Annotated in this window: 13 protein-coding genes; 1 reads left to right on the forward strand and 12 read right to left on the reverse strand. The window is 45.7% G+C overall.

Translation table 11 applies throughout. The annotated features are described in order from the left end of the window. Positions 1-5: 5 nt before the first annotated feature. The 7 genes from ACDJ58_RS15850 to ACDJ58_RS15880 all read right to left on the reverse strand — a co-directional run bounded on the left by ACDJ58_RS15850 (position 6) and on the right by ACDJ58_RS15880 (position 7,908). The gene (locus tag ACDJ58_RS15850; RefSeq protein WP_413371839.1) at positions 6-773 is read right to left on the reverse strand and encodes a response regulator; all 768 of its coding nucleotides are present in this window, start codon (positions 771-773) and stop codon (positions 6-8) included. Further along, positions 751-2,574: a cache domain-containing sensor histidine kinase gene (locus ACDJ58_RS15855; RefSeq protein WP_413371840.1), complete on the reverse strand. Its 1,824-nt coding sequence runs from the start codon at positions 2,572-2,574 to the stop codon at positions 751-753. Before ACDJ58_RS15855 ends, ACDJ58_RS15850 begins: the two co-directional genes overlap by 23 nt. A 159-nt stretch (positions 2,575-2,733) precedes the next feature. After that, positions 2,734-3,564: a phosphoenolpyruvate hydrolase family protein gene (locus ACDJ58_RS15860; protein WP_413371841.1), complete on the reverse strand. Its 831-nt coding sequence runs from the start codon at positions 3,562-3,564 to the stop codon at positions 2,734-2,736. 26 nt (positions 3,565-3,590) lie between these two features. Then, positions 3,591-4,805, reverse strand: a complete 1,215-nt coding sequence (locus ACDJ58_RS15865; RefSeq protein ID WP_413371842.1) for a Tm-1-like ATP-binding domain-containing protein — start codon at positions 4,803-4,805, stop codon at positions 3,591-3,593. A 144-nt stretch (positions 4,806-4,949) separates the two neighbouring features. Next, the gene (locus ACDJ58_RS15870; protein ID WP_413371843.1) at positions 4,950-6,149 is read right to left on the reverse strand and encodes a phosphoenolpyruvate hydrolase family protein; all 1,200 of its coding nucleotides are present in this window, start codon (positions 6,147-6,149) and stop codon (positions 4,950-4,952) included. A gap of 173 nt (positions 6,150-6,322) precedes the next feature. Then, positions 6,323-7,063 (reverse strand): type I methionyl aminopeptidase, encoded by a 741-nt coding sequence (gene map / locus ACDJ58_RS15875; protein WP_063568306.1) that lies wholly within the window; start codon positions 7,061-7,063, stop codon positions 6,323-6,325. A 251-nt stretch (positions 7,064-7,314) separates the two neighbouring features. Then, positions 7,315-7,908: a TetR/AcrR family transcriptional regulator gene (locus tag ACDJ58_RS15880; protein WP_413371844.1), complete on the reverse strand. Its 594-nt coding sequence runs from the start codon at positions 7,906-7,908 to the stop codon at positions 7,315-7,317. Positions 7,909-8,130: 222 nt separating this feature from the next. Here ACDJ58_RS15880 and ACDJ58_RS15885 point away from each other — a divergent pair, with 222 nt between their 5' ends. Further along, positions 8,131-8,988: an SDR family oxidoreductase gene (locus tag ACDJ58_RS15885; RefSeq protein WP_413371845.1), complete on the forward strand. Its 858-nt coding sequence runs from the start codon at positions 8,131-8,133 to the stop codon at positions 8,986-8,988. 54 nt (positions 8,989-9,042) lie between these two features. Here ACDJ58_RS15885 and ACDJ58_RS15890 read toward each other — a convergent pair whose 3' ends face one another. The 5 genes from ACDJ58_RS15890 to ACDJ58_RS15910 form a co-directional block, all read right to left on the reverse strand. Then, positions 9,043-9,561, reverse strand: coding sequence for a hypothetical protein (locus ACDJ58_RS15890; RefSeq protein WP_413371846.1), 519 nt, complete (start codon positions 9,559-9,561; stop codon positions 9,043-9,045). 266 nt (positions 9,562-9,827) lie between these two features. Then, positions 9,828-11,138 (reverse strand): ABC transporter substrate-binding protein, encoded by a 1,311-nt coding sequence (locus ACDJ58_RS15895; RefSeq protein ID WP_413371847.1) that lies wholly within the window; start codon positions 11,136-11,138, stop codon positions 9,828-9,830. A gap of 24 nt (positions 11,139-11,162) precedes the next feature. Next, positions 11,163-11,987, reverse strand: a complete 825-nt coding sequence (locus ACDJ58_RS15900) for a carbohydrate ABC transporter permease (protein WP_413371848.1) — start codon at positions 11,985-11,987, stop codon at positions 11,163-11,165. 20 nt (positions 11,988-12,007) lie between these two features. After that, on the reverse strand, positions 12,008-12,880 hold the full coding sequence (locus ACDJ58_RS15905; protein ID WP_076289313.1) for a carbohydrate ABC transporter permease: 873 nt from the start codon (positions 12,878-12,880) through the stop codon (positions 12,008-12,010). Continuing rightward, positions 12,877-13,965, reverse strand: a complete 1,089-nt coding sequence (locus tag ACDJ58_RS15910) for an ABC transporter ATP-binding protein (protein WP_413371849.1) — start codon at positions 13,963-13,965, stop codon at positions 12,877-12,879. Before ACDJ58_RS15910 ends, ACDJ58_RS15905 begins: the two co-directional genes overlap by 4 nt. Positions 13,966-13,983: the final 18 nt, after the last annotated feature.

The following is a 13,983-nucleotide window of genomic DNA, read 5'->3' on the forward strand; positions in this document are numbered from 1 at the left end:
GATATTCATAGAACGTTTTTTTGTTCTTTCCGGTATTCATTTGGAGTCAACCCGCACCACCGCTTGAATATTTTAATGAAATAATTGTCGTTCTCGAAGCCTACCAACCTGCCAATTTCACTCACCGTTTTCTCCGTCTCTGTCAGCAGCATTTTCGCTGCTTGAACGCGGCGGTTCTGAATGAAATGCGTCATCGTGATCCCCATCTTTTTCTTAAATAAGTCACTAATATAACTGGCATCCATGCGAACATATTCAGCCAATCTCTTTAATGTCACATCCTCGGCGAAATGCTCCTCAATGTAGGTAATCATTCGGTTCAGTTCCGGATGATCTGTTGGTTCTTGGGCAGTCTTATCTGGGAACCATTTATCTGCCAGGCGAAGCTTATCCATTCTTGTCAGCTCTCCGGCTACTTTGTCCATGGTTTGCTTCAGTTCCTTCAAATCCAGAGAAAGTTTCATCAAATAACCTGAAGCTCCGTATTCCACAGCTTGTCTGGCATACTCGAATTCACTTACTGCCGTCAACATAACGAATCGGCATTCATGTCCTTCCTTTCTCGTGAGCTGGAGTAAACGGATGCCATCCATTAGCGGCATGAAAATGTCGGAAATGACAACATCCGGCTGCAGTTCCCGAATCAACTTCAAACCTTCCTCGCCATTTACCGCCTCACCGATAATTTCAAACGGGATATTCGCCTTCGCAAACAATTTACGCAAGCTTGCTCTTGCGTACTGTTCATCTTCAACGATCAATGTGCGCCACAAAGGTGCTCCCCTCCTTCAAATATGGTTTGGATAACAATAATGGGAAATGCATGATAACCTGCGTTCCTTCGTCCGTCGACTCTATCCGAAGTCCTGTTGGCTGGTTCTTAAACATAAGCTCCAAGCTCTCGCGAAGGTTTTGTACACCTATGCTTTTTCGTTTTCGGTAGGACTGATTTGCCTGGGATTTTTTAATTCCTATGCCATTATCCGCAACCTCCAAAATAAGCAGCGAATGGTGGCTTGATGCACGAATGTCGATCCGCCCCTCAAGCTGTGTTTGTCCAAACCCGTGAATCAACGAATTTTCTACCAGCGGCTGCAGACAAAATTTCGGAACCAGCGCATACTCCAGATCCCTGGAAACATCATAATGGAGCTCGATGCCATGTCCAAACCGTTTCCGTTGGATATCCATGTAGGATTCAATTAGTACAATCTCCTCCTTCAGAAGAATAAGATCAACCTCCAAATTCAGCGTAGTTTCTAATATTTTTCCTAGCGATACACAAATCTCGTAAATCTCATCTTCATCCTTATCCAGTGCAATGCTCTTGATTGTATTCAGCGTATTTAGCAAAAAATGAGGATTCATCTGACCAAGCAACACCTGAAATCGGACAAACTGCTTTTGCCGCTCCTCAAGCTTTAACTGTTCCAACAGATTATTGATGTCTGCGATCATGAAATTGAAGCTTCGGGTTAGCGCCAGCAATTCACCTCTGCCTTGTTCCGGCAGCTTTGTCTTCAAATTCAATTTTACTGTTGTCTCCATCTTTCGTTGAAGGTGCTTTAAAGGACCGGTAACGGTTGAAGAAATGAAGTAAGTCAACAGCACAAACAGTAGCAGGATGGCCCCATATACGGTATAGAACCTCAGCTTCTGTTTGTTCACTTCTTCAAATAGCAAGGACAGGGGTATCTTTTTCACAAGATAACCGTCAAGCTCTTGAATCTTGCTATAGGTATACATCATATGGTTGTTCACAATGGATTGGGAGGAGGTATCCTGTCCCTGGCTCTGACTTGCTGCTGTAATGGCAGATGACACGGTAGAGGGTACGTTATCCCCCGACTTGGATTGAAGCATAATATTCCCATATCCATCCATTAGAAAATAGGCTCCTTCCCTATCGCTACCGAATGTATTTTCCTCCGTTTTTTCCTGAAACCATGCTTCATAATCGATACTAAAACGTCCATAAGCGAATGGTTTTAGTCCATCGTCACGCAGCACTTCGTAAAGGCTCAGCATCCGATTTCCTTTTCTCTCACGAACGCCGATCGTCAAATCATTGGATTTCCATACGTACCGCTGTCCCTCAGTTCTCTTCAGCTCCTGTACCCAGGGCTCGGAACTGATGTGGGCATAATTCAGAGAATTCTCCGGCGTATACGAGGTGTAAGCGTTTCCTTTTAAATCGATCAATGTGTAGAATACGGTAGCTCCCGTAAGGAAAAAGCTGTTTTCAATACTAGCGAATTTATTTTCCACAATTCGCTTTCGATGGATGGCATCATATAATTCCGGCTTCTGCATCACTTCGCGGAGGACAGAATCCTGATCTAGCAGCATCCCAGTCTTCATCACAAGACTCATCAAATCGATAAGATCGGCTTTGATGCCTTCGAGTTGCTTGACGTTAATGTCCGAAGCGTCCCGCTGGAGCATAACTTCCGTTTCTCGGAAGTTGTAGAGGAATAATATGGCTATAGGCGTCAGGAGGAATAACAGAAATGAAAATAGTATTCGGTGTTTAAAAGTGCCCGGCGTTATTCTTCGCAGCCATCTGGTCAACATGATTATTGCTCAACCCTCCCATCGGTGTATACCTCCCAATTTACTGAACATTATGGCTGATCGCAACAGTAAATTATAAGCCCTCATATGAGGAGTTGGTCTCCTCTTTCCTTTGGATAAAAAACGACAGCCAAATAATTGACTGTCGTTAGGTTGATGCTATTTCCGAATCGACTTGAAGGACTCCGTCTGCTGTGTAATGCCTTTCTCTGCCGCAAAGCGCTCGATGCTGGATGCGCCGAAGAATCCATCGATGCCCTTCGTTCTCTCAATGACATAGGCCGCATCCTCCGGCTCTGCAATGGGTCCACCGTGGCAAATAATCATGATCTCCGGGTTCACAGCCCGCCCGGCTTCAATAATAGCCTCAATTCGTTGTACACAGTCGTCCAGGGTCAGTGCTGTTTTTGCACCAATGGAGCCCTTGGTCGTCAAACCCATATGCGCAACCAAAATGTCAGCCCCCGCCTCCGCCATGGCTTTTGCCTGAGCAGGATCAAAAACATACGGCGTAGTCAGCAAATCCAATTCATGGGCGATACGGATCATTTCAACCTCCAGGTCGTACCCCATACCGGTTTCCTCCAGGTTTTGTCTAAACACCCCATCAATCAAACCAACTGTTGGGAAGTTTTGAACTCCGCTGAAGCCCTGCTCCTTCAGCTGCTTCAGGTATACCTCCATTATTCGGAAAGGGTCGGTGCCGCACACCCCTGCCAGAACAGGCGTATGTTTGACGACGGGCAGCACCTCGGCTCCCATCTCAACGACGATTTGATTGGCGTCCCCATAGGAGAGCAAGCCCGCCAGCGAGCCGCGGCCCGCCATTCTGTACCGACCGGAATTGTATACGATTAACATATCTGCTCCGCCCGCTTCACTGCTCTTGGCCGTAATGCCTGTACCTGCCCCGACACCTAGTAGAATTTTACCCTGCTTTACCTCTCCCCTAAATTTGTCCATAATTTCTGATCTGTTCAGCTTATTCATGTCGTATATCCTCCTTATTGGATTGTTTAGGAATTTGATGTCATGAGAGCGATCAGCTTTTGTGCTGCGGCCTCTGCAAAGGCTGGATCGTTGATGGCGCAATCCATTTCAATCACTTCAACAATTGAGCGATCGACATGCTGGCGCAGGGTATCAAACAACATCCGATCCTCCTCCGGTCCGTAGAAAGGCTCCCCCTCCACATCGATTGCGGAAATGCCTCTCAGCGGTAGCATTAGCACGGTGCGTTCCTTTGCCATATTCAGCTTCTCCGCAAGCTTCCTGCCGATCTGTTCATTCTCTTCCACCGTGGTTCTCATCAGGGTTACAGTCGGATTATGCTGATAAAACTTATGATCCTTGAATTTCTCCGGCACAGTATCGTTCGGTCCAAAATTGCACATATCTAAGGCGCCCACCGAGACTACCTGCGGAATGCGATTGTGGCCTGCAGACTCTAAGCGATTCGGCCCCGCATTTAAGACACCGCCGATGATTTCATCCGCCCACTCCGTCGTCGTCAAGTCCAATACCCCTTCAATGAAGCCTGCTTCAATCAACGCCTCCATCGACTGCCCTCCGATGCCCGTGGCGTGGAACACAAGCACCTCGTAGCCCCGCTCCTCCAAATATTTTCTTGCCGCTGTCACACATGGTGTTGTCACTCCAAACATCGTGGCTGCAACCAGCGGCTTCTTATCCGGTTTGTGCGTATGCTCAAACTTGAGCATGCCCGCCATCGCAAATAATGCATTAGTAAATATTTTCGTAGAAATTGAGTTCAATCCGGCTACATCCACCACAGACGGAATCATGACAATATCACTCGTGCTTACGTATGGAGCTGTGTTTCCAGAAGCAACGGTTGATACCATCACCTTAGGGACACCAATCGGCAGAGCTCTCATGGCAGGTGTGACCAGTGAGGTTCCACCAGTGCCACCAAAGGAAATGATTCCGTCAAATTTACCTTGTTTGTACAACTGTGGCACCAGCTTCTTCAATCCTATGGACAAAACCTCTGTAGCCAAAGCCCGATCCTTCTTTGTCGCAAGTTCTTCTATGACCATGCCTGCGGCGTGGGCGACTTCCTGATTGGACACATCCGGAACAAATGACGGTTCGAATACACCTGTATGAATCATCAATGTCCCCAACCCAAGCTCCTCTGCAATGCTCTTGATGTAAAGGTATTCATCACCTTTCGTATCAAACGTTCCAATGATTGCGACGGTTTTCATTCCACGGCCTCCTCGTATGACTCTTTAGAAACCAAGCTCGATCGCAGGTAGCATGCTGATTTTTTTTCGCTAACAGAAAAACCAGTACGATCGCTATAGCTTCATCATACTGGTCCTGTTTATTTATGAAAACGCTTTTATGTTCTATGTTTTTGTGTTTAGGTTAGATCTGTACTTTTTGGGAGAGCAGCCCTTAAGCTTTTTAAACATTTTGCTGAATTGTGCGTAATTGGGATACCCAACCATCCCGGCTACTTCGGATAATTGAAGCTGCGGCGCATGAAGAAGCGTGACGGCTTTATTTATGCGGAAGCTGACCAGATAGGTCTGAAAGCTGCAGCCAACCTCCTTTTTAAACAAACTGCTCAAATAGCTGCGGGAAACATGAGCAACCTTGGCCAGATCCGAAAAAACAATTTCACTACTGTAGTTTTGCGCCACATACTCTTTGACAAACTCAACGTAATCATAATGCTGGGTGATACCTTTCAGCATTTTGACCATAAAATCGTCCTCATCCAGTTTACCCAGGCGTTTAAAATCGCGAGTAATTGTCGTAATCGACTTCTCGGAAGGAATTCGTTCAAAAGCAGACCCACCAATATAGCCCATAATGTCTGTGTTGTCGCTATACATGTACTGGACATCGACCGGCGTCTTTACCGGACCGCCATAAATCATCTTGATCAAATCCGGCTTAAGCTGATTGCAGGTATCAAAAATACGCAGTGCCTTTGATTTGGCGGCCTCCAAGGATACAACCTTCCGTGCACCCAATAACCCGCCTTCGGTCAGACCGAGATGAGCACAGATTACATCTGCTCCCGCTTCAATCATCTGGGCCGCCTGAAGCTCATCAAATACGAACGCCACCGTAAACAAATCCTGTCGATGGGCCAGGCGTATGGCCTCAACCTCGACGTCATAACTAATCCCGTCGTCCTCCAGAGCCTCTCTGAATAATCCGTCTATTAAGCCGACCGTAGGATAGTTGTTGACTCCCGAAAACCCTCTCCTCTTGATTTCCTCTATATAATCAACCATTTCTATGGTTGGATCATTCGCATTCAGTCCAAAGAGTATGGGAGAATGCCTCACGAGTGGCACAATTTCTCTTGACGCAAAATCCATTACCATATCATTACTGTTGCAAAACGGCAAAAAGCCCGCTAGAGAGCTTCTCCCCATCTGGCGAAACTTGCCGGAGTTCAGCATTAATATAAAATCCGCTCCACTCTGAGCTGCATACTTGGCTGTAATCCCCGTGCCTGTCGAGACACCGATGATGTGATTTCCCTCGTACAGCTGTGATTGAAGACGCTCCAGTATGACTGTTCTGTTCAAACTCCATCCGCTCCTCATCACAATTTACCAATTGTAGTTTTTGTTCCTCAATATTATTATTGTACATCATTCCATATAGCTCATTCCCTCCTTCCTCGATCCGTTTGGTTAAAAGGCATCAAAAAAAAGCCGATTTCCCAGTTGGGAAATCGACCTTAGACATGCTCTTGATATTATTGTGTGACAATGATCGGGCCATTTTTAGTAAGGATAATCGTATGTTCCACTTGAGCTACATAGCTTTTTTCTGTAGCAAAGGTCCATTCGTCTTCTTTTTGATACACTTGTTCTTCTAAAGTTGAGATAAATGGTTCGAATGCAATAACCATGCCTTCTTTTAATAACTCATCATCCGATGTATCGTTATAATTATAAATATGGTCAGGTGCTTCGTGTATGTTACGTCCAACACCATGTCCTGTAAGGTTTTTAATAACGGTTAATCCATGCTGTTTTGCTGTTAGGAATACCGCTTTTCCGATGCCGCTTTTTTTGGAACCAGGTTTTGCTTTTTTAAGACCTGCTTCAAATGCTAGTTTAGCAACGTCGCATATTTTCGTTAACACTTCTTCTCCTTCGCCTACTACAAACGAGATTCCTGTATCAGCGAAATAACTGTTCTTCGAGCCAGAGACATCTATGTTGACTAGATCTCCTTCTTGAATAACCCGTTGCCCCGGAATACCATGTGCTACTTCTTCATTAACACTAATGCAAGTATAGCCAGGAAAATTATATGCACTTTTTGGAGCTGAGACTGCTCCTTCTTTCTCAAAAAGCTCTCCAGCTATATCATCAAGTTCCTTCGTCGTTATGCCAGGAACTGTTCTTTGCACCAATTCATCTCTGATAAAGGCAACAATTCTGCCAATTTCCTTCAAACCATTAAAGTCTTCCTCTGTTTTTGCAATCATTGTTTTCTGACCTCACTATCTTTTATCATCAATTAAATGTATAAGCTGAAACAACCAATTAAATAATCATATCCAAATGGTCAAAACTTCGCAACTTTTTTTAAAACGTCGGCAGGTTAATGAAATGCTCTGTATCCCCCTCTACTTTTTAGTTAGGAAAGACGTTTCTCATGTTGTTCCTATACGTATGCTTTGTGAAACATGAGGTGACTACATCGCCGGGTGTAAAGCGTCGAGAAAAAAACTTCTCTTTAGCGGGTTGTTTGCTCCCAAAGAGGGGCTAAATTGATGGATAAAACCTCAATGACTTGTTCAAACATCGTTTCGAATGAGCGATCTTGGGGGTTCCGGCTCCACTGCAATGCCGATCCGAATATGCCCCAACTGACAACGAGTGCCAGGGCTTCTAAATTTTCTTGCGAAAAGCCCTGTGTGCGCACTTCATTGATCCGTTTAAGCAGGAGTTGATGAAGATCCTGATGCATGGCATTTTCAAACATGGCTTCAAACTGCTTGTCTCCTGGTGTACTACATTGTTGAAACTGCAAAAGAAAATCATATATGCTCTGCATAAGGATTCGCAGATTTTCCGCATTGCATCTTGCTTCTTCCGGGAGTCTATCCCTTATCGTCATTTGAAATTTTTCCGTCATCCAATATTCTAGAAAGTCATATTTATCCTGAAAGTGCGCATAAAATGTTGTCCGATTTACGGTTGCTTGATTTGTGATATCATGCACAGAAATGGAATATACGTTTCTCTTTTTCCCAATCAAATCGTTAAAAGCCTGTACGAACAATTGACGGGTTCTTTTAACACGCGGATCCTGCGGATTAACCGACATTTCATTCCCTCTTTCTCTTGTAATCCACTAACAGACAAAAGGACAAAAATGTTGGGAACACAACAAAAACAGCCTTTTGCATGTTGTTCGCACAACTCAATCCTTATATCCTTTGCTTATGCGACTTTTTCAACACGCATGTATACGATTATGATGGCACAAAAAAAATTGTATAACAAGAAACTCTTTATTGGATTTGCAAACGAAAGGATGAGTGTAGAAATGATTGTTGTTACAGGAGCGAATGGAAAATTAGGTCGCAAGGTCGTAGAGGAACTTCTCAAGCGTGTTCCTGCCGAGGACGTTGGTGTGAGTGTCCGTGATGTGAACACCGCACAGGATCTAAAAGAACGCGGGATTCGTGTTCGACAAGGACATTTCGATAATTCAGCGAGTCTTCTTCATGCCTTTGAAGGAGCATCTCAAGTTCTCATTATCTCGTCCCATTCCTTGGGAGAAGTTGCTATTGGTCAACATCAAACCGCAATTGACTCGGCAAAGAAAGCCGGTGTTAGTCGACTTCTGTACACGAGCCAAATGTTTTCATCTTCAACATCGCACTTTCCTCCCATGGACGTTCATGCGGCTACAGAAGAGATGCTAAAAGCTTCAGGAGTACCTTTCACTTCGCTCCGAAATGGTTTCTATGCTGCATCGGCGATGATGTGGATGGGTGATGCCTTGAACACAGGGGAATTGATTGCTCCGGAAGACGGTCCTGTTGCCTGGACCACCCATTCCGACTTGGCTGAAGCCACAGCGGTAATCCTGACAGAACAGAGATATGACGGTATAACTCCTCACCTTACGGCTTCCGAAGCGATCGACATGGATAAAATCGCATCGATTGCTTCCAAAGTCTTGGATCGACCGATTCGGCGAATTGTCGTGTCGGATGATGAATATCAGAATCACTTGACGTCCCGTGGCCTACCAGAAGCGATGATCAGCATGCTTACAGGTATGTTTCAGGCAAGTCGACTGGGCATATTTTCGCAAACCCATACCGCTTTGGAAAACCTGATTGGCAGATCTCCAGTGAATTTTACGAATTTTTTAAAAGACTCGATTTATCAATAACACCTTGACACTAAAAAAGAAAAGCCCCTTAAGTCTAAGGGGCTGAATATCAGATTATACCTCTTCCTCTTCGGCCTGACTAGGTGGGGCCATCAGACCTTTGACGGCACCCATAAACGGATGGATGGATTTGATCATGCCGTAGCCCATTTTCATGACCGGCATGAATTGCTGGATCATGCCGAATATCCGCATTCCGCCTCCAAGCATACCGCCAGCCGAAGCCGCACCGCCAAGCCCGCCAAACAGCGAACCCATCATCGGTAGAAAGGACGAAACCTGCGCGCGCGACACTGTGCGCGAACGGGTAGAAGGCTTGCGCGTACCATTCGCCCGTTTCTGGTTCTGAGAACGACCGCTCTTGCTGCGTGAAACGACCTTTCGGTTGGAACGTTGGGAACTGTCCCCTGTTGTTGCCTTGGGGGATATCTTTCCTCCCCCGGTAAGCACCACGCCTCCGTTATTCACGTCAGAAATGTAACCGATGTAGGTTTCACCACTATGAAGAGTCACGCAGACGGGCCGGGCCTTATACCGCTTTGCCTTTAGGCGTATTTCGTTGGTTTTAGCCATGGATTTTCACCTCGCTCTACTGAATCTACTTCAGTTTACGCGAGAAGTGGACTACTTGCCTGTGCGAATGAGACATACGTGTGGTATTCGCTATAGGTCAATTCATCAAAATAAGTGATACCACTGGAAAACTATAAAGATCATGATTTTTATTGTATTTTTGACAGAAGTCTTTCTCAGACCTGGATTACTTTTTCTGTCATCCAAACTAAAGAGCTAAGCGGGACATATGCCGCCTAGCTCCTTGGTCTCTTTAAATCATAACTCTACTTATTCAGCAAGACATTGGCCTTCTTCGCCGCTTCAGCTACAGCGACCTCTGCCGAAACGGAAGAATCAACAACTGCACGAAGAATCTCATTCTTGATAATCTCACCAATCTCTGGATAAACCTTCTGCATTGGACGTGGACCCGCATATTCCAGTTGGTCTACAGCCACCTTGAACAGCGGCTTTTCTTCATAAAGCTTCTTCATTTCATCGCTCTCCACTGCACTGATTCGGCTAGGCAAATAGCCCGTGAAGGAACTTGCATAAATCGTTTGCTCTTTGGAGGTCATCCACTTGATAAACTTCCACGCCGCTTCCTGCTTTTCTGGCGACAGGCCAGAAGTCATAACCAGGTTGGCACCGCCTGTCGGCACTCCATACGTATCATTTGCAGGCATAAATGTCGTTCCGAGTTCAAAGCCCTGCTCTTCTGCAACCTTCATATTATTGGTCAGATCCGCAGTTGAGGAGAACAGCATCGCTGAACGCTGATTGTGGAAATCCGTTTTTGCTTGCGTACCTGCATCATCGGTCGTACCGATGCTCATAATACCTTCATCCTTCATCTTGAGCCATAACTTCACAGGTTCAATGCCGGTTTCATTATCGAATGCCGCACTTTTTCCGTCCTCGCTGATCATCGTTCCTCCACTCTGCCTCACAAAAGCCTCATAAAGCCAAATATCGACAGGCATCGAGATACCGTAACGCTGATCCTTAATCGTTAGCTTGCGTGCATAATCTTCAAATTCCGCCCAATTCTTAGGTCCAGCAGGATCAAGGCTGGCCTCCTTCAGCATTGTACGATTCAAATAAAGGATAGGTGTGCTGCGTAAATACGGGAGAGCATATAGTTTTCCATTCACATAGGAATTTCCCATTAGCCCTTGAATGAAATCTTCCATATCAAGCTGATCCTTCTCAACAAAAGAAGTCAACTCCTGCGTCATACCTGACTCGGCAAACACACCCACTGAAGCAATTTCATTTTGCCATACTTCGGGGGCATTGCCCGCTGCAAAAGCAGCCTGTGCCTTAGAATGCTGATCTGCATACGTCCCTTGATATTCCGCCTTCACGATCACTTCATCTTGGGATTCATTAAACATTTTTACCAAGTTCTCATTGTTCTCGGCGATCTTGTCCCCCCAAGAGTACCAATATGTAATCTCTATTGGTTTTTTGGCTGTATCATTGGAATTGCTACCAGAAGCAGCGCCGGTTGAACCATCGGAGTTGGAAGCACCACAAGCCGTAATAGTAAGCGCAAGCGTTGCCGCTAACAAAACAGATCCAAATTTTTTCATGAATAAACCCTCCTGTTAATCTGATTATTTAACACCCGAATAGACAAATGCTTTAATAATTTGGCGTTGTCCAAATAAGAATACGATAAGAATCGGAACGACCAAAATCATGTTTCCAGCCATTAAAATATGCCAGGCAGCTCCTCCGTCAACCTCGCGCAGCTTAGAGATCCCAATCGGAAGCGTTCTTGCTGCATCAGAAGTTGTCATCACAAGCGGCCAGAAATAATCATTCCAGTGTGCAATGAAGCTGAACAATGCAAATGTTACTAACGTTGGACGGGCCATTGGCACCATAATCTTAAGAATGATCTTCCATTCCGGCGCCTGGTCGAGTCGCGCCGCTTCAATAAGCTCTTCCTGTACTTGCTTGAATGACTGCCTGAGCATGAATATGCCAAAGGCGCTGGAAGAGAAGGGCAAAATGAGTGCCAGCAAATTGTTAATGAGTCCCCACTTGCTCATCAACAAATACACAGGTAGGAAAATGAGCTGACCAGGAATCATCAAGGTCACCATCGTTATCCCGAATAACAGCTTGTCTCCTTTGAAGGAGTATCTTGCAAAAGCATAGGCTGCCAATATTATCGTCGTGAATTGAAGAACGAGTATGCTGACCGATACAACAACGCTGTTCATTAGATATTTCAAAAAAGGCCCCGATTCCCACGCCGCTTGGAAATTGCTCCACATCACCTTGGAGGGAATCCACTTGGGTGGAAAAATCACCGTCTCCGGGTAAGACTTCAAAGATGTTGAAATCATCCATAGAAAAGGGATAGCAAAAATCGCAACCAGTGCTATTGTGGCAGTAATATTGAGCATACGCAGCAATGACTTCCTTGCCATAAAATTTTCCCTTCTCCTCTCTATTGGTAGTGAACCTTGCGGCTCAGCAACTTAAAGTAGACTAGCGTAAGCAAACCAACGACAACAAGCAGTATAACTCCCGCTGCCGATGCATAACCGATCTTGAAGTAGCGGAATCCATACTCGTAGATGTAAAAGACGAGCGTGTTGGTTGAATTGATCGGACCCCCGTTGGTCATAATGGCAATGGTCTCAAACACCTGGAATGAACTGATCAGATTGATGATTATTAAGAAAAATAGTGTCGGCGAAAGCATGGGAAGCGTAATTTTGTAGAATTTGCGCCACCAATTGGCCTCGTCCAGAGCTGAGGCTTCATACACATCCCTGGGAATGCTTTGGAGGCCCGCGATGAAGATGAGGGCGTTATAGCCCACGCCTTTCCAGACCGAAACAAGCACAAGCGACAGTAATGAACTGTCGGGACTACTCAGCCATGCCAGCTTAGGCAAACCAACCATATCAAGCAAACCGTTAAGCAAACCGAATTTGGGATCCATCAGCCACATCCACACCAGGGATACCGATACAAGTGAAACAATATGCGGACTGAAAAGCGCACCCTGAACAAACCCGTACCATGCCCCTTCCCGATTCAGCCAGATCGCAAGCAGAAGCGAAATCACAATGGATAAGGATACCGAAAGAAGCGTATAGTTCAAGGAATTGCTTAACACCTGAAGAAATGCACTATCCTTAAATAGTTCAACAAAGTTGTTGAATCCCACGAACTCCTTGACCGGATTAATAAAATCCCAGTTGTAAAAGCTTAAGAAGATCATATAGAAGATCGGATAAAGGAAAAAAATGGAGAATATTGTGATGGAGGGAGCCACCAATACATAGGGACGGAGCTTGGACCAGACGGTCATGAATATCCTCCTCCCAGGACAATCAGTTCTCCCGCTTCGGCCAGCTCATGCTGACGAGCACGCACACCGTTCCGATCAAAATAGTACAGGTCCTGCATAGACACGATGATGTTTACCTCGGAGGCTGACTCCAACGGTTTCAAGAAGCTCTTTACGGCGATAGGTCCAAGCGCGGAATCCAGTTGATAGATGATCTCTGCTCCCAGTGTCTCGCGTGTCATGATATGAGCCGAGAACTGAATATGCCCGGTCTGCGGTCTGTTCTCAAGCGTCATCGTTGCTTTCTCTGGACGAAAGCCAATATGACCAATATCATCATGAAGCTGCCCATTCAAAAAAGGCAGGATACGTTCACGATCAATCACATTCATCGGCGGTGTACCGATAAACTGCGCTGTGAAAACATTATCCGGATCATCGTAGATTTTCATTGGACTGTCTGCTTGTTGAATACGCCCTTTATCCATGATGACGATACGATCTCCCATCGACATGGCCTCAACCTGGTCATGAGTTACAAAAACAAAGGTTGCGCCCAGCCGTTTGTGAAGCTGAATCAGTTCCGTGCGCATCTGATGGCGTAGTTTGGCATCCAGATTCGACAAGGGCTCGTCCATCAGGAAGACTGCGGGACTTTTAACCATGGCCCGAGCCAAGGCAACCCGCTGGCGTTGACCTCCGGACAGAGCTTGCGGTTTTTTATGCAAATACTCTGCCAGACCGACGACCTCGGTGATCTCCTTTACAAGACGCTCACGCTCGGGCCGAGGCACCTTGCGATTTACTAATCCGAATTCAATGTTCTCCTTGACTGTCATCATTGGATATAATGCATAGTTTTGAAATACCATCGCCACATTACGCTTGCCTGGCTCTACTCCATTGACACGATGGTCCCCAATCCAAATTTCACCTCCCGTTTCTTTCTCAAGTCCTGCGATCATGCGGAGTGTCGTCGATTTTCCACAGCCGGACGGGCCGACCAATACCGTAAAGGAACCATCCTCAATGGTCAGATCGAGACCCTCGATGACTTTATCCTGCTTGAAGCTTTTTTCGATCTGCTTTAATACAATTTGAGCCACGACATTCCCTCCTTTTTC

The organism is Paenibacillus taichungensis, from assembly GCF_047302525.1.
Lineage (GTDB): Bacteria > Bacillota > Bacilli > Paenibacillales > Paenibacillaceae > Paenibacillus > Paenibacillus taichungensis_B.

Coding starts and splice junctions, on each gene's coding strand:
- ACDJ58_RS15880 (WP_413371844.1), bottom strand. CDS start 7,908: ATGTCGGTTAATCCGCAGGATCCGCGTGTTAAAAGAACCCGTCAATTG.
- ACDJ58_RS15890 (WP_413371846.1), bottom strand. CDS start 9,561: ATGGCTAAAACCAACGAAATACGCCTAAAGGCAAAGCGGTATAAGGCC.
- ACDJ58_RS15865 (WP_413371842.1), bottom strand. CDS start 4,805: ATGAAAACCGTCGCAATCATTGGAACGTTTGATACGAAAGGTGATGAA.
- ACDJ58_RS15855 (WP_413371840.1), bottom strand. CDS start 2,574: ATGTTGACCAGATGGCTGCGAAGAATAACGCCGGGCACTTTTAAACAC.
- ACDJ58_RS15895 (WP_413371847.1), bottom strand. CDS start 11,138: ATGAAAAAATTTGGATCTGTTTTGTTAGCGGCAACGCTTGCGCTTACT.
- ACDJ58_RS15885 (WP_413371845.1), top strand. CDS start 8,131: ATGATTGTTGTTACAGGAGCGAATGGAAAATTAGGTCGCAAGGTCGTA.
- ACDJ58_RS15900 (WP_413371848.1), bottom strand. CDS start 11,987: ATGGCAAGGAAGTCATTGCTGCGTATGCTCAATATTACTGCCACAATA.
- ACDJ58_RS15860 (WP_413371841.1), bottom strand. CDS start 3,564: ATGAATAAGCTGAACAGATCAGAAATTATGGACAAATTTAGGGGAGAG.
- ACDJ58_RS15905 (WP_076289313.1), bottom strand. CDS start 12,880: ATGACCGTCTGGTCCAAGCTCCGTCCCTATGTATTGGTGGCTCCCTCC.
- map (WP_063568306.1), bottom strand. CDS start 7,063: ATGATTGCAAAAACAGAGGAAGACTTTAATGGTTTGAAGGAAATTGGC.